Raw genomic sequence first — 20,638 nt, 5'->3', positions numbered from 1 at the left:
CTGGTGCTTTACGCGGATCGTCATGATTACTCATTGTACTTGAATTCTTTACTCCTCGCAAAACGATGCATCGGGCTGCCATATGGCATAATATACGTCCCCTTGCACAAACTATGGTAGCTTATCCAAATTGCGCAAAGGGAGGTAATCTGAAATGAATGAACGCATAAGGCTGATGTTCGCGGAAGCGGTCGACATGAAGCTCGAGGAGCTGAGCAATGGCGATATGACCATTCAGGTCGCCTACCTCGCTCCGATGTGCGAAGAGAAAATGATCAGCGATTACATATTCATACCGTTCGCTAAGCAGGAAAAGCCTTTTCGCGAACTGCTTCATACGATTGCCGAATATAAGGTTGTTGACGACGTAGCCAAATGGCGCAGTCTGCTGCTGCGCGGCAATGTGCTTATCGAGGCGGACGGTACCGTCTATTCGTTATACACCGCTCGCATCATCTGCAACGAAAGCCCGCAGACGCAGGTAGAGAGCGCCATACAAGGCCCGCAGCTTGCCTTAAGCGAAGACTTAAGCAAGTCGTTGAACCTCATTCGGAGCATGTATCAATCGGCTGATTTATCCGTAGAGGAGCATACGATCGGCTATGTATCCCAAACGCCCATCATGGTCGTATTCGACCAACGGCGCGTTGACCCTTCCGTTCTGGACAGCGTTCGCGACAAAATAACGACCCTCCACGTGGAGATGGTTAATGCGGCGGGCGAACTGGAAAAGCTGCTTATCGGCAAGCGCAAGCATTTGTTTCCGACGGTGCTCATAACGGAACGTCCCGATCGGATTACGAAAGCAATCGCCAAGGGCAAAGTCATCCTACTAATGAAAAGCAGCATGTTCGCGCTTATATTGCCTGCTACTTTTTTCGACTTCATGCATGCGGTCGAGGATAATTACGAGGCATTCTGGATGACGAGATTTCTTATTTTCCTGCGGTACACGTCTATTTTGCTTACAATCATGCTGCCAGCCCTTTATATTTCCGTCGTCTCCTACAATCCGGAGCTGTTCCGCGTCCAGCTTGCATTCTCGATCGCCGGCAGCCGCTCGGCCGTTCCGTATCCTTCCTTCATCGAAGTATTCATCATGTTGTTCATGATTGAGACGCTTATTGAAGCGAGCATACGGTTGCCAAGGTATATCGGCTCGACGGCGACGACCGTCGGCGGCCTCATCCTAGGACAAGCCGCGCAGCAAGCCGGCCTTGTCAGCAGCATTATGATTATCGTTACTTCGGTCGTAGCGATAGCGAACTTCGTCGTTCCGGTCAGCTCCTTATCGTTCGCGATTCGATTCTTGAAATATCCGTTAATCGTGATCGCGATTTTCTTCGGCATATCAGGCGTTGCGGTCGGTATGTTCGTCTACATGACGTACTTATGCAATCTGCGCAGCTTCGGCAAGCCGTACTTCCGCGTATTCGGCAAACTTCAGCCGACAGAAGGCGATATCGGGCAGGTGAAGCATAAGTGAACCGTTACTTTTTCTACAACTTTATACTCGTAAGCTTCATTAATCTCATGCTGTATGTCCCGCATATTCTTGTTGCTGATCGTTATAAAGGCGCCGTCATGTCGCTTATTATTGGCGCGGTGATCGGGACGATCCTTCTGTATATGTATACGAGCGCCCTGGCAAGGTATCCTGGCAAAGGATTGCCCGAAATATTGAAGCTGCATTTGCCGAAATGGATCGTTAACACGCTGATGATCTTTTTTGCGTTGCTTTGGCTTTATGCAACGTCGATCGCGATCATCGCCTTCGCTATTATGATCAACCGTTTTTTCAATCCCGACGTGCATGTCGCTCTTATATTGGGCATGCTCGTTCTCGCTTGCGGGTACGCGGCCACCCGTTCTACGATGACCGTTATGCTTGTTATCGAGATTGGCTTGATTGTGAATGCGCCGATCATTTTTTTTGTTTTGTTCAAAGCCGGCAGCAATCCTCATTTGAACTGGGATGCGATACGTATTATAGCCAACTACGTAACGAAAACGCCGACTCTGCAGTCCGTCGCGGCTGCGTCTTTTATTTTCGCCGGATACATTAACATGTCGCTGTTCAACCGCTTAATGCCGTCCAACTTCCGATTTCGGCACCGCTGGATTGTTCCGCTAGTCGGTTTTTTGATCATGCTTACTACTTTTTTCGTCCCGATCGGCATTCACGGCACGGAGACGGTTGGTCATTACATTTACATTTGGAGTATTACAGCCGACGCGCTCCTCATGCAATACGGCTTCATCGAGCGTGTATTGTTTCTGTTCCTCATCGTATATTTGAACCTTACGCTCATCTTTACGATGTCCGGCTGGCATCAGGCAATGGAATTTGTAAAGAGTACGATGTCGAGACATAAGCCCGAGGTGGATAGCATGCAAGCTCCGACCGCCAATTATGTTATCGTCGGCATATTCATCGTCCTCACATTCGTCTATATGCTCATGACGAACGAGAAGTCTAATATGGTCATATCCACGTATTGGCTTATTGTCCGATTTTTCGTTGAAATCCCTCTTGTCATTGGGCTGTTTATGTTAAGTCGAAGGAGGCCTAGATCCGCATGAAAAACAAAATTCATTGCGTCATTCTGATCATGCTTCTCTGTTTCGCGGGAGGTTGCGGCTTCAAAGACATCGACAAACGATTCTTCGTAGTCGCGACAGGCATTGATAGGTCCGATAATGAGCAGAAGCCCTATCGCATTACGGTTCAGCTCGCCGTTCCGTCTCCCAAGATCGAGCCGGGCGCATCCAAAGTGCAGTTGGAAACGATAGAGGCCAGCAGCATAGCTGAAGGGGTTCGAATGCTGAAGTCCTATGTAGACAAGGAGCTCGATTTTGGCCATTGCAAAATTTTTCTGATTGGAGAGGATCAAGCACGCAGCGACTATACCGGTCTCATGCAGTGGATGCGGCGAAGAAGGGACATTCAGAGTGTCGCCGACATTGCCGTGGCAAAACCCGATGCGAAATCGCTGCTTGGCATTACGCCCGTATCGGAACGTTATCCGGGCAATACGCTCTTCCTAAGCTTCGGTGCTGACGGGACCGATTCGCCATTCTCGTACGTCCAGCCGCTGTCCGAATTTTCGAAGCGAGCTTTCGAGAAGGGATTAGACCCGCTGCTTCCGATTATCGTTTCCGATTCCAAAAAAAGTTACATTATCAACCGAACAGCTCTACTCGATAAAAACAAAATAAGCGCGTTGCTATCGCCCGAAGAAACGCAGCTGTTCAATCAGCTTGACCAAAGCTTTGCCAAATCATCGATTCACGGAACTTACGAGGGCGTTCAGATCGTTGGAGCAGTAAACGACATTCGTTCGAAGTACCATATGAAAAGCGAAGATGATAAGGTCGTCATTACGTTCAACGTCAAATTAAGTATTGTGCTCGAGGACGCTCCGGAAAACTTGTATCAGCATGAATGGCAAACAATTGAGAATAAGCTGAGCAAAGACTTCTCGCAGCAATCGGAAGCGCTCCTTCTGAAAATTCAGCGCGCCGGCGTCGATCCGTTCGGCTTCGGCCTTCGGTATCGCGCGAACCATCATACCAACAATCCAAATGAGTCATACGAGAAATGGCTGTCCCTTTATCCCGGCGTCGAATTCAAAGTCGATACGAAAATAAATATCGAAGGAACGGGGTTAATTCAATAAAGCACGGCTAGATAGTAGCGACTGAGGTCGTTACTGTCTAGCCGTGCTTTATTCTTGATTACGCTTATTTGTACATTAAATAGCAATAAGTCGATTCGTATTACGAAGCTCCTCAATCGTACCTGCTCCAATGCCGAACATGGCGGTGCGGAGCTCGAATTCAATCCGTTCGAACTGCTCCAGCAGCTCCCGTACCGATACTTCGCTGTTTCCGCCGGCTGCCTTCGGAAGCAGCACCCTGCCGAAGCCTGCCATATCCGCTCCGAGCGCAAGCGACTTAGCCGCATCAACGCCATGCTGCAAGCCGCCGCTTGCAACAAGCTTCATCGAAGGCAAAGCGCTGCGGATCTCAGCAATACTGAGCGCGGTAGGAATTCCCCAATCCGCGAAAGCTTCAGCCGCCTCGCGCCTCATCATGTCCTTCGAGCGGAACTTCTCCACCTGACTCCATGACGTGCCCCCTGCGCCTGCGGCATCAATGAATGCAACGCCGACGCCTGCAAGCGCGGACGCTGTCTCTCCGTCGATGCCCCAACCAACCTCTTTAATTCCAACAGGTACGGAGACCGACCGGCACACTTGCTCGATCCGGGCGTAAAGGTGGCTAAAGTCCGTATCACCCTCCGGTTGGAACACCTCCTGCATGCTGTTCAGATGCAGGACGAGCGCATCAGCCTCCGATAGATCAACCGCCCGTTGGCAAGCTTCCGGTCCGAATCCGTAATTAAGCTGCACCGCGCCAATATTGGCGATAACCGGTACAGTAGGCGCCTCCTTACGGATCTTGAATGAAGCGGCAAGCTCCTCTTGCTCGATCGCCGCTCTCATCGACCCGAGACCAATGGCCCAGCCTCGCTCTTCCGCCGCAATCGCAAGACGGCGATTAATCGCTCCCGCTTCATCCGTCCCGCCGGTCATGGAGCTGACGAGCAAAGGTGCTCCGAGCTTCTTGCCGAACCACTCTGTCTCGAGGTTAATGCTTCGAAATGACAGCTCCGGCATCGCGTTATGCTTGAAGCGCAGACGCTCGAAGCCTGTCTCGATGCCGACGCCGTTCACCTTCTCCTGCAAGCATATTCGTATATGCTCACCTTTCCGCCTTGCTGTTGCCTCCTGCTGCTCCACCGCCATACGACTTTCCTCCCACGCCATAACTTCATCTATGCAAGCTATTGCCCCCCGCTGTGAGCGAGCAGCCCTCTTCGCCGATTAGACATATAGAACTAGCATAGCATACATTTTCGTTTCGCGCTTCCGCATCGGGATATTTGGCGGACATGCGTTGGTTTATTATCAATATGATCTTAACAATCATTATTTTGACTTTTTCAATCATAATTTTGTTGTTTATCCGTCGAAAATGTTTTACACTTAAAATAGCAAATACGCTCAACCCCTATTTTAAAGGAGGCTACGTGATGGAAATCATTCAATTCGATACGCAGCAGGAGCTGGACGCTTATGCAGCGCGATATATTACGAACCTGGTTAAAGAAAAGCCGCAAGCTGTGCTGGGCCTGGCCACAGGATCGACACCGATCGGAATTTATGACAAAATAGTACAAATACACAATGATGAGCGCGTTAGCTTTAAGCAGGTGACGACGTATAACCTCGACGAATATGTCGGTCTGCAGCCGCAAAACGATCAAAGCTACGCCTACTATATGAACAGTCATCTGTTCTCCCGCATCGATATTGTTGCTGAGCAGACGCATCTGCCGAACGGCATGGCCGACGACGTTGAAGCCGAGTGCATCCAATATGACGAGATGCTGGCTGAACAACCCGTCGATGTACAACTGCTCGGCCTTGGACATAATGGACATATCGGCTTCAACGAGCCCGATCAAAACCTCTCCGGCGGCACGCATGTCGTGAAGCTGAAGCAGGAGACTCGCGAGGCGAATGCCCGGTTCTTCGATTCCATGAACGATGTGCCTGAATATGCGGTGACGATGGGCGTAGGCTCGATTCTGAAAGCCAATACGATTATTTTGGCTGTTCGCGGTGCCGACAAAGCGCAGATCGTCAAGGATGCGTTGACCGGACCTATTACGACTAGCGTACCCGCCTCCCTGCTCCAGACACATCCGCGCGTCATTGTTCTCCTCGACCGAGAGGCAGGAAGGATGTTGAACTAAATGAAAGAATACGATGATACAAAACGCTTCACTATACGCAATGTCCGTATCGTCTTAAAGGATAGCGTTGAGGCAGGCAGCATCGTTATCGCTGACGGCCTTATTGAAAGTATTGCAATTGGAAGCAATGCTGAAGCGGGCAATGGCAGTGCTGTCATTGACGGCGAAGGCGGTTACGTGCTGCCGGGCTTCATCGACATGCATGTTCACGGCGGCTTCGGCGCCGACTTCATGGACGCCAGCCGTGACAGCTATGACAAAATAACCGGTTTCCACGCCGCGAACGGCACAACGACAATGCTGGCCACGACGATGACGGCTCCTAAGTCATCCATCGACGCCGTTCTTGAAGCTGTAGCCGCATACCGATCGGCTGAAATGCCATATGCAGCCTTGCACGGCGTTCATCTGGAAGGGCCGTTCATTAGCGAGAAATGGCCCGGCGCGCAGAATCCTGCCCATATTCGCACGCCTCAGCTTAGTTGGCTGCAAGAGTGGGCGGAGCGTTGGCCTGCCCTCATTAGCCAACTAACGCTAGCGCCGGAGAAAGAAGGCTCCGTAGAGACGATTGCATGGACGTCGCAGAACGGCATCGTAACCGCTTGCGGCCATACGGATGCGCTGTATACGGAGATCGAAGCTGCGGCCAATGCCGGCTTGTCCCAAGCGGTGCATACGTATAACGCGATGCGGGGACTTCACCACCGCGAGCCGGGCACGCTGGGCGCCGTATTAACCGACGACCGCATCCATGCCGAGCTTATTGCCGACGGTCATCACGTGCATCCCATTGCCATTCGCTTGCTTGTCGCAGCTAAACCCAACGATAAAGTCATTCTAATCACCGATGCCATGTCGGCAGCCGGTATGCCTGACGGCCAGTACGAGCTCGGCGAGCTGCCTGTCGTCGTAAAGGACGGCGTCGCCCGCCTTGCAGAAGGCGGCGCGCTCGCAGGCAGCAGCCTGACGATGATCGGCGCGGTCCGCTTCATGCTCGCGAATACGAGTCTGACGCTTCCGCAGATCAGCGTCATGGCGAGCGGCAACGCCGCGAGACAGCTTCGCATCGACGATCATACAGGCTCGATTACTACCGGCAAGCAAGCCGATCTCGTGCTGACTGACGCCGATCTGAACGTGCGCCAGACGTGGGTGCAGGGAAGAACGGTCTTCGCAAGTAACGAGTAACATAATAAACAGCCCGATAAGATCCTTAGATCTTATCGGGCTGTTTTTACTAGATTAACCGGTCACATATACCGCTATACGCTGTTCTTCCAGCAGCTTTGCCAATTCGCCCTCGAGCGGGACATCGGTGATGACGCCGCCAAGATCAGCAATGGGCGCAATGGAGAACAAGGATGTTCGATCCGTCTTCGTATGGTCGAATACCGCATAAGTAGAATGGGATCGTTTGATGAGTGCTTTGGCAATTTGGGCTTCCTGTTCGGAATACGTCGTAATGCCGCCAGCTGCTGAGATGCCATCGATGCCGATGAACATTTTGCCAATATGCAAATGTCCGACCATGCCTTCGCCAAGCGGTCCGCACAGCTCGAAGCTATTATGACGCATAATCCCTCCGGTCACAACGACTTGAATCGGGCTGCCAGCCAGTTCCATCGCGATATTGACCGCATTCGTAACGACCGTTATGCCCTTCCGTGACTTGAGCAGCTTAGCCATAAGGAAGTTCGTCGTACCGCCGGAGAGGCCGATCACGTCTCCTTCGACGATAAGCGAGGTAGCCAGCTCGGCGATCCGTTCCTTCTCTAGAATCGATAAGCCCTCTTTCTCGGCAAAAGGAAGCTCCCGAACGGTGTGCATGCCGTCATACATAGCACCGCCAATCGTGCGAATCACCGGATAGTCGCCTTCCATCTGCTCCAGATCGCGCCTAGCAGTCGCTTCCGAGACACCAAACCGCTCTACGAGCTCTTGAATCGTGATTCTTCCCTGCTGCTTAAGAAGCTGCAGGATCGCATCGCGCCGGCGCTGTCCTTTGGAGCCGCTCGTATCCGCCATTATTAACGTTCCACCCAGGCTTTCGCCGATAATCGCTGTTCCACAATGTCCCACTCTGGCAGCGCTTCCCAGTCACCGCGCATTTGCACGACGAGCGAACCGTTAATGCTGGCAAGCCGTACCGCTTCAACCGGCGTCATGCCTTTCATAATGCCTGCAAGGAAACCGGCACAGAACCCATCGCCCGCACCAACCGTATCGACGACTTGCTCGGCCGGATAGAATGGAAGGCTGTCTTCTTGATCGCCGTTCAATACAACAGTCGTATCGCCCATGCCTTTAATAAGGCTGATCGCTTTCAATTGCTTAAGCTTGCCTTTAACAAATTCATAATCGTTCGTATCGTACAGTAGCTTCAGCTCATCCCAGCCTGGCAGGAAATAATCCGCGTCTTCGGCAATCGGCAGCAGCGTCTCGCGCGCTTCATCGATCGACCATAGCTTTAGCCGCAAATTCGGATCGAAGCTGATTTTTACGCCTGCTTCCTTCGCAACGGCTACCGCGCGCTTAAGCGTATTTCTGCTCTCTTCGCTTATAGCGGCAGTAATGCCTGTCACATGGAGCAACTTCGCTCCGCGTATGTATTGCTCGTCAAGCTTGTCCGGCGTCATTTTGCTCGCTGCAGAATGCTTGCGGAAGTAATGTACCGCAAGCTTGCCCGCCACATGCTCGCGGAACATCATGCCGGTCGGAGCACTGCCATCGAGCTTCGCACGCGATATATCTACACCCTCTCCGCGGAGCGTCTTCAAGATGAGCTTACCGAACGGATCATCGCCTAGCGCGCCGAACCAGCCTACGGAAGAGCCGAGTCTAGCAAGTCCAATTGCAACATTGCTCTCAGCCCCTCCGAAGCTTTGCTCCAGCGAAGAAGCTCTTTCGATTGATTTATGTTCTCCTGGCATGAACAAGGCCATGGATTCGCCAAACGTAACAATTTGCGGTGATGATTCATGCATATTGCAATCCCCCTACAGCTTATTCACGTTTATGTTCGCGGTATACTTATGGAGTAATCGGAAATCTCATGAAGTAAATAATTACAATGTACAGAACGAGTACGATCAAGCTAAGCACGCGCGCTTTTTGGATATGAGCCGTTGCGCTCTTGCCCTCTTGGATCGAGGAAACAATTAGCTTAAGCGGCTTCGTTACGATACCGCCGATAGCAGCGATTCCTAGGAACAACAGCGTGATGATGATCATCCAGACAACCGCATAATCGCCTTGGGACATCATGTAACCGCCTGTCAGCAGTTGAATCACGAGAAAATATTGCGCGATTCGGTTCGCAGACAGCAGCCCGTCAGCAAGACCCTCTTGCCCTGCTCCTGCCAGTTTTGTTGCTCTGCCCAGCATGATCGGAAGCACGATATAGAAGCCCATTCCGATTGCGCCAAGCAAATGGATAAACCACATTACATTAGACATTATTTTTCCTCCTCTTATGGTTCGCGAAGCGAGTAATATTTCAGTCTTTGTCCGCTTCTTTCAAACTTATACCTAACATGTAGTTTATCAGATACGAGATTGTTTTCAAAGAAATACGCTGTATAAACGTCAGAATTACAGCTTTTCTGACTTCATTTGTGAAACATTAACGAACTTTCGATGCATAGCGGCATTTCGTCGAACTATAGGGACGCTTCGACCCGCTTATGATTTGAAGCCATACTTACTCATGACGCCATGAATCGCGAAGTAGGTCACTTCCTCGGGCAATGCGTCTTTAATAGGACGTAGCTTCTCCGTTCCAATCTCACCGATCACATCCACGATCTGCTGCTCGTAGGTTTCAGGAATAATACGGCTCCAGTCTACTTCCAGCCCTTCATCGGCGCAGCGGATAATATGACCCTCCACCGTTACCTTACTGAGCCCACGTTCCTTCGCAATCGCGTCCGGCTCCAAGCCCTCTTGGAAGAGCGCAAGTGTCGCGATATGGCTTGGCTGCTCGTCATCTCCTTGCGGCGAACGCTTAGCAGCAGGTGCAGCTGATATCGTCGCACTTCGGGCTGCCGTCCGGCCCTCTGAGTCCTCTTCGAAGCTTTGAAGAATGGCTAGCAGCTCCGCACCGTACTTGTCCGCTTTAGCGGCGCCGATTCCTTTGACGTTCAGCAATTCATCCACGCTAAGCGGGTGCGCGACCGCAATCTCCTTCAGCGTAGCGTCGAAGAACAGCATGAACGGCGGCACGCCTTCGGCTGACGCCCGCTCCTTGCGCCATTGCTTGAGCGCATCGAATAGGGGCGATGCCGCGAAGCCGTCCGCAGAAGCGGTCTGACGAACCGTCGTCCGCATCCGCTGCATGATCATCTCGCGCCCTTCAAGGACAGGGAGCGCGTTTGCTGTAAGCGAGACGGTCGGATATTGTCCGTCGCTAAGCCGCAAATAGCCTTCGGCTACGAGCCAATACAGCCAATCGGCAATTTCTTTCTCGGCCATATTCCGCATAAGGCCGTAGGTAGAAAGTCGATCCAATCCGAATTCGAGCAGTCTTTTGTCACGCGAGCCCTTAAGCACTTTGGCAGCCATCATTACGCCGAAGCGCCCTTTCATCCGGCCAACGCAGGAGAGAGCCATCTTCGCTTCCTCCGTACGATTGACCGGTTCACTCTTATCGAGACAGCTGCTGCACTTACCGCACGCTTCAACGCCCGTCTCGCCGAAGTAATCGACGATGAACTGCTGCAAGCAGCGCTGCGTCCGGCTGTAATTCATCATCGTGTTCAGCTTCGACAGCTGAATCGACTTGCGATCCGTATCGCCTGTTCCCTGTTCAATCAGGAAGCGCTGAACTTGCATATCGGCAGGCTCGAACAGCAGAATGCATTCGCTCTCCTCGCCATCGCGGCCCGCTCTGCCTGCTTCCTGGTAATACGACTCCAGATCGCCGGGCATTTGCCAATGCAGCACATATCTAACGTTAGGCTTGTCAATACCCATGCCGAAAGCGTTCGTTGCAACCATGACGCGCAGCTCGTCGAACCGGAACTTCTCCTGCGTATCTGCCCTCTCCGCATCGGATAGTCCTCCGTGATATTTGCCGGCCGCGATACCGCTGCGAATCAAGGAAGCACATACGTCCTCCGCTTCCTTGCGGGTAGCCGTATAGATGATACCCGATTGATCCTTGCGACCCGAAAGGAACTTCTCTAGGAACTTCTTCTTATCGACGCCCGTCACGACGGACAACGATAGATTCGGTCTCGCGAAGCCGGTCACGAAGACGCTCGGATCGCGCAGCTTCAGCATCGCCGAAATATCCTCCGCCACTTCCGTCGTAGCGGTAGCGGTGAAGGCCGCTACGAGCGGCCTGTTCGCCATCCTGGCGATCCAGCCCGCTAGCTGCCGATAGCTCGGGCGGAAGTCATGGCCCCATTGCGATACGCAATGCGCCTCGTCAATCGCGATGAGCGGAATGGCCAGCTGCTCCGATAACGATTGGAACATCGGCGCATCGAGCCGCTCAGGCGCTACATAGAGCAGCTTGTATTCGCCTTGCATGGCGCTGCGCATAACATCCCTATATTCTGACGCGCTAAGCGAGCTGTTCAAGAAAGCCGCAGAAACCCCTACGCGGCGAAGCGCGTCAACCTGGTCCTTCATTAGCGAGATGAGCGGCGATATGACAAGCGACGTTCCCGGCAGCAGCATAGACGGAATTTGGTAGCAGATCGACTTGCCTCCGCCGGTCGGCAATATAGCAAGCGTATCTCTCCCATTCAATATGCCTGCAATAATATCTTCCTGCCCCTTGCGGAACGTATCATATCCATATACCCGCTTAAGCGCCTGCTTAGCTTCTTCGATCATTTCCAATCCGAATCCCTCCCCCACATGTGCAAAGAAAGACCCTGGCAGTTGTCTGTCAGGGTCCTCCCGAACGAAATGTTATAGGCTAGCCTAAGCCTTATTAACCTGCTGTAACGATTTGAATCACGTTGCGCACGGATTCAGCAGACTTATCAAGCGCCGCTTTCTCTTCAGACGTCAGTTCGAGCTCAAGCACTTTCTCGATGCCGTCTCCTCCGATAATGGTCGGTACGCCCATGAACAGATTGTTATAGCCGTATTCGCCTTCCAGCAAAGCGATGACAGGAAGGATACGTTTCTTGTCCTTCAGAATCGCCTCTGTCATTTGGACAAGCGAAGCTGCAGGCGCATAATAGGCGCTGCCGTTGCCAAGCAGGTTAACGATCTCGCCGCCGCCAACACGGGCGCGCTGCACGATCGCTTCAATGCGTTCAGCGGAGATCAGCTTCTCGATTGGAATACCGCCGACGTTCGAATATCGAACGAGCGGCACCATATCGTCGCCATGGCCGCCAAGCACGAAGCCGCGTACGTCTTCAACGGAAACGTTAAGCTCCTGGGCGATGAACGTGCAGTAGCGAGCTGTATCGAGCACGCCGGATTGGCCGATTACGCGGTTTTTAGGAAAACCAAGCGTTTGGAATGCAGCGTAAGTCATAGCGTCAACCGGATTGCTTAGGATGATCACGTATGCGTTAGGGCTGGTCGCCTTTACGTTCTCGCATACGGACTTCACGATGCCGGCGTTCGTATTAACGAGATCGTCGCGGCTCATGCCTGGCTTGCGGGCGATACCAGCCGTAATAATAACGACGTCGGAATCCTTCGTATCCTCATAGTTGGAAGTACCGATGATTTTAGCGTCAACGCCGAGTACAGGAGTCGCCTCGAGCATATCGAGCGCTTTGCCTTTCGTCGGATTCTCAAGCGGCGCGATGTCAACGAGAACAATGTCGCCAAGCTCTTTCTGAGCAAGCATAAGCGCTGTAGTAGCACCTGTGAAGCCCGCGCCTACAACCGTAATCTTATTCCGTTTGATAGCCATTAGATCAATCCTCCCGATTGGTATGCAAACCGAAAGGGGACCCCAAAGTCCCCTTTCAATCAAGCTATGCATTTATTTTGTGTATTCCAAAACACTTTAGGACCCCGCAGGCTCAAGCCAGCGGATCGGACTACATGTTTTTGATGATTTCGTCAGCGAATGCCGAGCATTTTACTTCTGTAGCGCCTTCCATCAGACGAGCGAAGTCATACGTTACAGTTTTGTTATTAATCGACGTTTCCATACCTTTATAGATAAGGTCAGCCGCTTCTTGCCAGCCAAGGTGCTCAAGCATCATTACGCCGGACAAGATAACCGAACCAGGGTTTACAACGTCTTTGTCCGCGTATTTCGGAGCTGTACCGTGCGTAGCTTCGAAGATCGCGTGACCAGTCAAGTAGTTGATGTTCGCGCCCGGAGCGATACCGATACCGCCAACTTGTGCAGCCAGAGCGTCGGACAAGTAATCGCCGTTCAGGTTAAGCGTAGCGATAACGTCAAAGTCAGTCGGACGAGTCAATACTTGTTGAAGAGCGATGTCGGCGATTGCGTCTTTTACGACGATTTTGCCAGCAGCTTCTGCTTCTGCTTGTGCTTTGTTAGCAGCGTCTGTGCCTTCAGCTTCTTTGATGCGGTCGTATTGACCCCAAGTGAAGGTTTGCTCAGCGAATTCTTGCTCAGCCACTTCGTAGCCCCAGTTTTTGAACGCGCCTTCTGTATATTTCATGATATTGCCTTTGTGTACAAGAGTAACTGTTTTCTTGCCATGTTTGATTGCATATTCAATCGCAGCGCGGGCAAGACGTTGGGAACCTTCTTTGGATACTGGCTTGATGCCGATACCGGAAGTTTCAGGGAAACGGATTTTGTTAACGCCCATTTCTTTTTGCAAGAACTCGATTACTTTCTTCACTTCAGCGGAACCTTCTTGGTACTCGATACCCGCGTAGATGTCCTCTGTGTTTTCACGGAAGATAACCATGTCAACCAGCTCAGGACGTTTAACCGGGGAAGGTACGCCAGCGAAGTAACGAACTGGACGAAGGCATGTGTATAGGTCAAGCTCTTGGCGAAGCGCAACGTTCAGGGAACGGATACCGCCGCCGATTGGCGTAGTCAAAGGTCCTTTGATCGCCACGATGTATTCGCGAATTGCAGTCAGCGTGTCGGCAGGAAGCCACTCGCCGTATGTGTTGAATGCTTTTTCGCCGGCAAATACTTCGTACCAAGCGATTTGTTTGCTGCCGCTGTATGCTTTCTCTACAGCTGCATCAAGTACGCGTTTCGAAGCGCGCCAAATGTCGCGGCCCGTGCCGTCGCCTTCGATGAAAGGAATAATAGGGTTGTTAGGCACTTGAAGCACGCCGTTGTCAATCGTAATTTGGTCGCCTTCTGTTGGAAGCGCGTATTTTTCAAACTGAGCCATGAATAAAATCCTCCTTCAAAATGTTGCCTGCTTAGCAAGCCTAGTGTGAAGCCTATAAATGATTATACTCTGAACGTGGAGAACGGACATATTGACGCATTAGCCCGTCCTCGCACACTCCATTATACCCTGCCGACGATTCTAGCGCTCGTCAATTGGAATATATTTTGCATTAACCGGTCCAACATAGTCCGCACGCGGACGAATCAGGCGGTTGTCTTGGTATTGCTCAAGGATGTGCGCACACCAGCCGGATACACGGCTGATCGCGAAGATTGGCGTGAACAGATCGCGCGGAATTTGAAGCGTCGTGTACACCGAAGCGGAGTAGAAGTCGACGTTAGGCTTAAGACCTTTTTGACCCGTAACCAATTCTTCGATCTTAACGGACATTTCGTACAATTCCATGTTGCCAGTCAGCTTGCCAAGCTCGCGGGACATTTTTTGCAAATGTTTCGCGCGCGGGTCGCCGTTTTTGTATACACGGTGTCCGAAGCCCATAATTTTTTGCTTGTTCGCAAGCGCGTTGTTGATGTAGCTCTCTACATTGCCGAAAGAACCAATCTCCTCAAGCATAACCATAACCGCTTCGTTTGCACCGCCGTGCAATGGGCCTTTCAAAGCGCCGATCGCCGAAGTAACGCCGGAGTAAATGTCGGAAAGCGTTGCAACCGTAACGCGCGCAGCGAATGTGGAAGCGTTAAGCTCATGATCGGCGTGAAGCACGAGCGCTTGATCCAAAGCTTTAATTGCTACTTCAGCAGGCTCGTTGCCTGTCAGCATGTACAAGAAGTTATAGGCGATAGAAACGCCTTTCTTTGGAGCAACCGGCTCTTTGCCTTCGCGGATGCGGGCAAAAGCAGCAATAAGTGTAGGAAGCTGAGCTTGAAGCTTAATCGCTTTCAACTGATTAGCTTCCGGTGTCATTTCGTTAGCAGCGCTGTCATACAGAGCAAGGCTGGATACAGCTGTGCGGAGAGCGGCCATCGAATTCGTATCCTTCGGATACAGCTTAATTTGATCAAGAACGGCTGCAGGCACGGCTGCATACTCGTCCAATTGCTTCTGCAGTCCTGCAAGCTCGGAACGATTAGGAAGCTTACCATACCAAAGCAGATATGCGACCTCTTCAAAAGTTGCGTTTGCTGCAAGATCATCGATATCGATACCGCGGTACGTCAATACTCCATCAATAATCGAGCTAATGGACGACGCCGCGGCGACAATTCCTTCTAGACCTTTAGTTGCTGTCATCGTTCTCTCTCCTTTAACCAAATATTTGCTATTGGTTCATAAAAAAACGTTCGTTTCTTTACCGTCGCTTTTAATCATAAATGATTTTGCGGGTGAAGTGAACAAAATTGGACATAAAAATGCTTTATCGGCATTATCAAATATTTTATCGCAGTCCTTATTCTCATTAGCTCCTGCTGCATTTTTCCCCATTTGCTCCCATTTTAGCCGTCGCAGAAAACTATTTTTATTCGGTCGGATATAATGGTAAAATGTCCAAAAGAGAATCGGCAGGCGAAAATTGCCGGAACGGAGGCGCATCATGACAGGACAACGCATCGGAATTATCGACATCGGCTCGAACTCCGTCCGGCTCGTCGTCTATGAAAGAACCGCGAACGGCGCGCATCGCGTCTCGGACGGAAGCAAGCGGGCTGCTAGGCTTAGCGAACGAATCGACGAGAACGGCAGATTGAACGACGCAGCGCTTGACGAGCTTATCGTCACGCTGCGTCATTTTACGATGATCTGCGCGCATCATCATACCGGCCAAATCCGCGCCGTCGCTACGGCTGCCGTACGCAACGCTAGCAACTGCGCCGAAATATTGGCACGGATCAAGAACGAGACGGGACTCGACATCGAGCTGCTTTCCGGTGAAGAAGAAGCGTCTTACGGCTTCCTAGGAATGATTAACTCTCTGAGCATTCGAGACGGCTTCCTCATCGACATTGGCGGCGGGAGCACCGAGCTAAGTTTATTCCGCAACCGCACGCTAGTGAAATCAGTTTCGTTCCCGTTCGGCTGCGTCAGCTTGAACAAGCAGTTCGGACCGAAGGGCATGCTCACAGACGATGCCTTGAAGTCGCTTGAAGCTTTCGTAAGCGATGCGGTTAAGCAGGAACCATGGATAGGCAAGTCGCCTGGCATGCCGCTCGTCGGAGTCGGCGGTACCGTGCGTGCGCTCGGCAAAATGCATCAAGCGGCCTACAAATATCCGTTTCCGCAAACCCATAATTACACGATCAACAGCGAGGAGACCGATCTGCTCTTCGATCAGATGCGCAAGCTGCCGCTTGACAAGCGCCGCAAGCTGCCGGGCTTGTCCAAGGACCGAGCGGACGTTGTCGTGCCTGGAATAGCCATCTTACGCGTTCTGTACCGTGTTGTTAAAGCAACTCATTATCAGATATGCGGAGCAGGCCTCAGGGACGGCTTATTCCATGCGACACGGTTTCCTAACCATTCCAGGCAAGACGACGTGCTTGCATTCAGCTTAAACAACCTTAGCGCGCTCCATCCCGAAGCGCCAAGGCAGCATGTGATGCAGGTGGGGCGGCTTGCTGTAGAGCTGTATGACTCGCTGCAATATTTGCATCAATTGCCTGACGATGCCCGTGTTCTGCTCGACTCGGCCGCAAAGCTGTTCCGAATAGGCGCTTCGATCGACTATTACGAATATGCCCGGCACTCCTTCTATTTAATCGTGAACTCGCATCTGAACGGCTTGTCCCATCGGGAGATTATCATGACTGCCGCCATTGCCTCCTACAAGAGCAAGAGCCGCGCAAGGCAGCAAATGTCCGAATATCGCGAGCTACTGCAGGATACCGACCTTGAGCTTATCTATAAACTCGGAACGCTGCTGCAGCTTTCCATTGCGCTTGACCGCAGCGAGACACAAGCGATCGGACAGCTGTTCATTCATGCGTCGGGTTCATCGCTTCAGCTTCGGCCGATTCAGCCTCGAGGCGTACTGGCAGTGGAACAGCGCGAGATCGAAGAGCTCTCTTCTGAATTCAAGAAGCTTTGGGGCTTATCGCCTGGGCTTTCCTTAACAGGCGTTAATGACTGACAACGCCGTCAAAACGGAGGCCGCGCTATGCGCGGCCTTTCCACGAATTTATATACCTCGCTTCGAACTGGCTTCGGAACGGCTCTCTTCCCTCTTCCTCGATCGACTCGTATAAACCAGTCGGCTTGAGCTCTCTAGCTTTCACATTGTCATCCAAATTCAGCTTGAGCATATTGATTAATATTTGCCGCAACGATTCATCGAATACCGGACACATCAGCTCGATTCTCCGCGTCAGGTTGCGCGTCATCCAATCGGCACTGGACAAATAGATTTCTTCTTCGCCGCCGTTGTTGAAATACATAATCCGCGCGTGCTCAAGGAAGCGGTCAACGATGCTGATTACGCGAATATTCTCGCTTCGCCCCGCAACGCCAGGCCGCAAGCAGCATACGCCGCGCACGATCAACTCGATCTTCACCCCGGCCTGGGACGCCTCATACAGCTTGTCGATCATTTCTTGATTCGACAGTGAATTCATCTTCGCGATAATACGGGCCGGCTTGCCTGCCAGCGCATTGTCGCGCTCTCGGTCGATAAGGCGATACAACTTCTCCTTCAGGTCAGACGGAGCAACGCCGAACGCTTTCCAATCGTAAGGGGACGAATACCCTGTCACCTCGTTGAACAATGCAGAAGCGTCACCGCCAATAACCGGATGCGAAGTGAATAGACCAATATCGGTGTACAACATTGCCGTGCTGTCATTATAGTTGCCCGTTCCGACATGGACATAGCGGCGCAGTGTCTTCTGCTCGCGTCTGACGACGAGCAATATTTTCGCATGCGTCTTTAATCCGACGAGGCCGTAGACGACATGGCAGCCGGCCTTCTCTAGCTGACGCGCCCAAGCAATATTCCGCTCCTCGTCGAATCGCGCCTTAAGCTCGACAACGACTGTGACTTGCTTGCCTGACTCTGCTGCCTTCGCTAACGCTTGCACGAGCGCAGACTGGCCGCTGACGCGGTACAACGTCATCTTGATCGCCATTACATCTGGATCATAAGCTGCCTGCATGACGAAGTCGTTAACTGCTTCGAATGACTCATACGGGTGGTACATCAGAACATCCCGCTGCCGGATGACCTCGAACATATCGTCGGTATCATCGAATTCGCGCGGATAGACCGGCTCCATCTTCTCATATCTAAGATTGTCGTATCCCGGCAGCGAGTTCGCGAATTTCATAAGGAAGCTGAGATCGAGCGGTCCATCGATTTCGAACAAGTTATCTTCGATTTCAAGTTCCTCTCGCAGCGTCTCAAGCGCATAAGGATGCATCCCTTTGCCGATCTCTAGACGGACCGGAATCCCCCAGCGGCGACGTCGAAGTTCCTTCTCGATCTCTTCGAGCAAGTCCTCTGCGCCTTCTTCATCCAGCGTTAAGTCGGCGTTTCGGGTAAGACGGAACGGATGGACCGAGAATGGCTCGTAGCCGTTGAATAACGTATTGATGAATTGCTCAATCAGATCCTCCAGCAAGACGAACTCCGACTTCTTGCTGTTCGTTCTGCCTGGAACAGGCACAAGGCGCGATAAGATAGACGGAACCTGCACGATGGCAAATAACGGCTCCTCATCGGCCGATCCGCCCTCTCTTTGCAGCAGCACAGCCAAATACAGCTCCTTCGTATGAACGAGCGGGAACGGCCGGCTCTGGTCAACCGCCATCGGCGTCAACACCGGAAATACGATTTCATGAAAATATTCCGTGATTACTTTCGCTTGGGTCGCGTTCAATTCGTCGAACGAGCGAATAAAAATACCTTCCTTGCTTAGTCCGCGAAACACTTCGCGATATGTACGATATTGCTCATGGACCATTTGCGTCGCCCGTTTAATAAGACGCTTCCACAAGCCGCCTGGCGTGTAGCCGGTGAAGTCGGTCTTCGTCAGTCCTGCCCGCATCTGATCCTGAATACCGGCTACGCGAACGCTCATGAATTCATCCAAATTACTCGTTACGATGGCTAGAAACTTCGCTCGCTCCAGCAGCGGGTTTCTTGCATCCTGCGCTTCCTGCAGCACGCGCCGATTGAACTCAATCCAGCTTAAATCCCGGTTGACATATTGCGATAAATGTTTGGTCAAGGTGATCCTCCTAAAGAGTTTGCGTAGCAAACTCACATCGTAAGCGTAAGCTTGCTATTCGTAGAATAGCGTGACTTCGTAAGCGTAAACTTATCATGGTGCTCTAGCGTCTCTACAGCTCGTCTATATTGGATAATTGCAGTAACTTTTGCCCTATTAGAGGCCTTCCAGCACCTATGTTGGATATTTGCACTAACTTACCTCCGAAACGCCCCATTAAGACCATTCAAGACCGAAGTTGATGCAAAAATCCAATATAGCAGCTAGCCCAGCCGAATAACGGCACTCTATCCTGCAAAAATCCAACATAGCCGTAATTCATTAGCGTGCTCCTAGCACTTCTTCTATTGTAATCGACGACTATTATTTCCATGTTAATCAATTGTAAAGCTAACGTAAATCATACGAAAGTCAGAAACGGCCAATCTTGAAGTTGCCGTTCCGCATTCTTTTCTCAATCCAACCGAGCATATACGCTCTGTAGAAGGGACGAGTTAGCGGGAAGAGCAGCGTGATCCCCACGATGTCGGAGAAAAAACCAGGCATGAGCAGCAGCAAGCCGCCGATTAAAACGCATAGTCCGTCCAGCATCGTCTGTCCCGGGATTTGTCCTTCTTGCATCTGCCGCTGCGCTTCCGCCCATACTTTGCGCCCTTCTGCCCGGGCCATATACGAACCGACGAGCCCCATCAGAATGAGCACAAAAAACGTCGTCCAACCGCCAATAAGATCGCCTACCTGCAAAATTCCCCATAACTCGATGATCGGTATGACAATGAATGCCGCCAGCAGCCATTTATTCATCATTCATTCCTCCCTATTCGTTCGCATTTTGCGCCTATACGCCGGAGCTAGTGCCCGCACGGATAAGCTCGTATAGCTCAGGCATCACTTTATTAAGCCGCGCAGGCTGCCATTCCGGATTGACCCATACATGCTTCGTACCGCCATGGACGAGCAGCTCGCCAGGCATATCATCGCCTTCAGGCAGCAAGCCTGAAGCGAAATGCTCCTTGTCTACTCTTCGAACCTGCGATTCGAAGGAAACACGCAGCGGCGTACATTCCGCAATTCTCGTACACACAACTACCATGTCGTCATAACGGGCCGGCAGCACATAATGGCATTGCAGATCGATTACGGGCAGCAGCAAGCCTCGCGACTCGATCGACTTATAATCGTAACCGGCATTCCTTATCCATTCCGTACGTCCAATTTCGAACCAGGTTACATAATTGCCGTGAAAAACAACTCCCATCTGATCCGTTTCTTGGTAACGAACCCTCAGCGGATGCGTATACCATCCAGTTGCTGCACTCATA

18 protein-coding genes are annotated in these 20,638 nt (G+C 51.6%); 6 read left to right on the top strand and 12 right to left on the bottom strand.

Translation table 11 applies throughout. The annotated features are described in order from the left end of the window. Positions 1-154 precede the first annotated feature (154 nt). From AC0YN0_RS01900 to AC0YN0_RS01890, 3 genes are read left to right on the top strand one after another with little or no spacing between them, the layout of a single operon-like run. Positions 155-1,486 carry a spore germination protein gene (locus AC0YN0_RS01900; protein WP_475819761.1) on the top strand — a complete coding sequence of 444 codons (1,332 nt, stop codon included), beginning with the start codon at positions 155-157 and terminating at the stop codon, positions 1,484-1,486. Beyond that, complete coding sequence (locus AC0YN0_RS01895; protein WP_475819760.1) at positions 1,483-2,583, top strand: GerAB/ArcD/ProY family transporter; 1,101 nt, start codon at positions 1,483-1,485, stop codon at positions 2,581-2,583. The genes AC0YN0_RS01900 and AC0YN0_RS01895 overlap by 4 nt, the downstream gene beginning before the upstream one ends. After that, on the top strand, positions 2,580-3,680 hold the full coding sequence (locus AC0YN0_RS01890) for a Ger(x)C family spore germination protein (RefSeq protein WP_475819759.1): 1,101 nt from the start codon (positions 2,580-2,582) through the stop codon (positions 3,678-3,680). The genes AC0YN0_RS01895 and AC0YN0_RS01890 overlap by 4 nt, the downstream gene beginning before the upstream one ends. A 75-nt stretch (positions 3,681-3,755) precedes the next feature. Here AC0YN0_RS01890 and fni read toward each other — a convergent pair whose 3' ends face one another. Next, positions 3,756-4,811 carry a type 2 isopentenyl-diphosphate Delta-isomerase gene (gene fni / locus AC0YN0_RS01885; protein WP_475819758.1) on the bottom strand — a complete coding sequence of 352 codons (1,056 nt, stop codon included), beginning with the start codon at positions 4,809-4,811 and terminating at the stop codon, positions 3,756-3,758. Between the two features lie 287 nt (positions 4,812-5,098). Here fni and nagB point away from each other — a divergent pair, with 287 nt between their 5' ends. Next, positions 5,099-5,824, top strand: a complete 726-nt coding sequence (gene nagB, locus AC0YN0_RS01880) for a glucosamine-6-phosphate deaminase (RefSeq protein WP_475819757.1) — start codon at positions 5,099-5,101, stop codon at positions 5,822-5,824. Beyond that, positions 5,825-7,012, top strand: a complete 1,188-nt coding sequence (gene nagA, locus AC0YN0_RS01875) for an N-acetylglucosamine-6-phosphate deacetylase (RefSeq protein WP_475819756.1) — start codon at positions 5,825-5,827, stop codon at positions 7,010-7,012. A 54-nt stretch (positions 7,013-7,066) separates the two neighbouring features. On the opposite strand, the gene AC0YN0_RS01870 is transcribed toward nagA, so the two are convergent. From AC0YN0_RS01870 to AC0YN0_RS01835, 8 genes are all read right to left on the bottom strand, one after another. Then, entirely contained in the window at positions 7,067-7,849 is a 783-nt protein-coding gene (locus tag AC0YN0_RS01870; protein WP_475819755.1) for a DeoR/GlpR family DNA-binding transcription regulator, read from the bottom strand. Between the two features lie 2 nt (positions 7,850-7,851). Beyond that, complete coding sequence (locus tag AC0YN0_RS01865; RefSeq protein WP_475819754.1) at positions 7,852-8,808, bottom strand: sugar kinase; 957 nt, start codon at positions 8,806-8,808, stop codon at positions 7,852-7,854. A gap of 46 nt (positions 8,809-8,854) precedes the next feature. Then, a complete protein-coding gene (locus AC0YN0_RS01860; RefSeq protein WP_442050500.1) occupies positions 8,855-9,280 on the bottom strand; it encodes a hypothetical protein in 426 nt (141 codons plus the stop codon). A gap of 225 nt (positions 9,281-9,505) precedes the next feature. Further along, positions 9,506-11,665, bottom strand: coding sequence for a DNA helicase RecQ (recQ, locus tag AC0YN0_RS01855; RefSeq protein ID WP_475820874.1), 2,160 nt, complete (start codon positions 11,663-11,665; stop codon positions 9,506-9,508). Between the two features lie 100 nt (positions 11,666-11,765). Then, positions 11,766-12,710, bottom strand: a complete 945-nt coding sequence (gene mdh / locus AC0YN0_RS01850; RefSeq protein ID WP_475819753.1) for a malate dehydrogenase — start codon at positions 12,708-12,710, stop codon at positions 11,766-11,768. 130 nt (positions 12,711-12,840) lie between these two features. Continuing rightward, positions 12,841-14,136: an NADP-dependent isocitrate dehydrogenase gene (gene icd, locus AC0YN0_RS01845; RefSeq protein ID WP_475819752.1), complete on the bottom strand. Its 1,296-nt coding sequence runs from the start codon at positions 14,134-14,136 to the stop codon at positions 12,841-12,843. Between the two features lie 141 nt (positions 14,137-14,277). Next, positions 14,278-15,390, bottom strand: coding sequence for a citrate synthase (gene citZ / locus AC0YN0_RS01840; protein ID WP_475819751.1), 1,113 nt, complete (start codon positions 15,388-15,390; stop codon positions 14,278-14,280). Between the two features lie 36 nt (positions 15,391-15,426). Next, a complete protein-coding gene (locus AC0YN0_RS01835) occupies positions 15,427-15,723 on the bottom strand; it encodes a hypothetical protein (RefSeq protein WP_475819750.1) in 297 nt (98 codons plus the stop codon). On the opposite strand from AC0YN0_RS01835, the gene AC0YN0_RS01830 reads away from it, so the two are divergent. Continuing rightward, positions 15,692-17,224, top strand: coding sequence for a Ppx/GppA phosphatase family protein (locus AC0YN0_RS01830; RefSeq protein ID WP_475819749.1), 1,533 nt, complete (start codon positions 15,692-15,694; stop codon positions 17,222-17,224). The two genes, AC0YN0_RS01835 and AC0YN0_RS01830, sit on opposite strands and share 32 nt — an antisense overlap. A 25-nt stretch (positions 17,225-17,249) precedes the next feature. On the opposite strand, the gene AC0YN0_RS01825 is transcribed toward AC0YN0_RS01830, so the two are convergent. The 3 genes from AC0YN0_RS01825 to AC0YN0_RS01815 all read right to left on the bottom strand — a co-directional run bounded on the left by AC0YN0_RS01825 (position 17,250) and on the right by AC0YN0_RS01815 (position 20,637). Beyond that, positions 17,250-19,316, bottom strand: coding sequence for an RNA degradosome polyphosphate kinase (locus AC0YN0_RS01825; protein ID WP_475819748.1), 2,067 nt, complete (start codon positions 19,314-19,316; stop codon positions 17,250-17,252). Between the two features lie 411 nt (positions 19,317-19,727). Further along, on the bottom strand, positions 19,728-20,123 hold the full coding sequence (locus tag AC0YN0_RS01820) for an FxsA family protein (RefSeq protein ID WP_475819747.1): 396 nt from the start codon (positions 20,121-20,123) through the stop codon (positions 19,728-19,730). Between the two features lie 31 nt (positions 20,124-20,154). Beyond that, positions 20,155-20,637, bottom strand: coding sequence for an acyl-CoA thioesterase (locus AC0YN0_RS01815; protein WP_475819746.1), 483 nt, complete (start codon positions 20,635-20,637; stop codon positions 20,155-20,157). Between the last annotated feature and the right edge of the window lies 1 nt (position 20,638).

Source organism: Paenibacillus sp. J22P218, from assembly GCF_056269195.1.
The sequence above is the reverse complement of the archived record's forward strand: the minus strand, read 5'-3'. Positions and strand labels throughout refer to the sequence as shown.

Excerpts from the sequence above, each read along its gene's own strand:
- AC0YN0_RS01900 (WP_475819761.1), top strand. The coding sequence starts at position 155 with ATGAATGAACGCATAAGGCTGATGTTCGCGGAAGCGGTCGACATGAAG.
- AC0YN0_RS01890 (WP_475819759.1), top strand. The coding sequence starts at position 2,580 with ATGAAAAACAAAATTCATTGCGTCATTCTGATCATGCTTCTCTGTTTC.
- fni (WP_475819758.1), bottom strand. The coding sequence starts at position 4,811 with ATGGCGGTGGAGCAGCAGGAGGCAACAGCAAGGCGGAAAGGTGAGCAT.
- nagB (WP_475819757.1), top strand. The coding sequence starts at position 5,099 with ATGGAAATCATTCAATTCGATACGCAGCAGGAGCTGGACGCTTATGCA.
- nagA (WP_475819756.1), top strand. The coding sequence starts at position 5,825 with ATGAAAGAATACGATGATACAAAACGCTTCACTATACGCAATGTCCGT.
- AC0YN0_RS01870 (WP_475819755.1), bottom strand. The coding sequence starts at position 7,849 with ATGGCGGATACGAGCGGCTCCAAAGGACAGCGCCGGCGCGATGCGATC.
- AC0YN0_RS01865 (WP_475819754.1), bottom strand. The coding sequence starts at position 8,808 with ATGCATGAATCATCACCGCAAATTGTTACGTTTGGCGAATCCATGGCC.
- AC0YN0_RS01860 (WP_442050500.1), bottom strand. The coding sequence starts at position 9,280 with ATGTCTAATGTAATGTGGTTTATCCATTTGCTTGGCGCAATCGGAATG.
- recQ (WP_475820874.1), bottom strand. The coding sequence starts at position 11,665 with ATGATCGAAGAAGCTAAGCAGGCGCTTAAGCGGGTATATGGATATGAT.
- mdh (WP_475819753.1), bottom strand. The coding sequence starts at position 12,710 with ATGGCTATCAAACGGAATAAGATTACGGTTGTAGGCGCGGGCTTCACA.
- icd (WP_475819752.1), bottom strand. The coding sequence starts at position 14,136 with ATGGCTCAGTTTGAAAAATACGCGCTTCCAACAGAAGGCGACCAAATT.
- citZ (WP_475819751.1), bottom strand. The coding sequence starts at position 15,390 with ATGACAGCAACTAAAGGTCTAGAAGGAATTGTCGCCGCGGCGTCGTCC.
- AC0YN0_RS01830 (WP_475819749.1), top strand. The coding sequence starts at position 15,692 with ATGACAGGACAACGCATCGGAATTATCGACATCGGCTCGAACTCCGTC.
- AC0YN0_RS01835 (WP_475819750.1), bottom strand. The coding sequence starts at position 15,723 with ATGTCGATAATTCCGATGCGTTGTCCTGTCATGATGCGCCTCCGTTCC.
- AC0YN0_RS01820 (WP_475819747.1), bottom strand. The coding sequence starts at position 20,123 with ATGATGAATAAATGGCTGCTGGCGGCATTCATTGTCATACCGATCATC.
- AC0YN0_RS01815 (WP_475819746.1), bottom strand. The coding sequence starts at position 20,637 with ATGAGTGCAGCAACTGGATGGTATACGCATCCGCTGAGGGTTCGTTAC.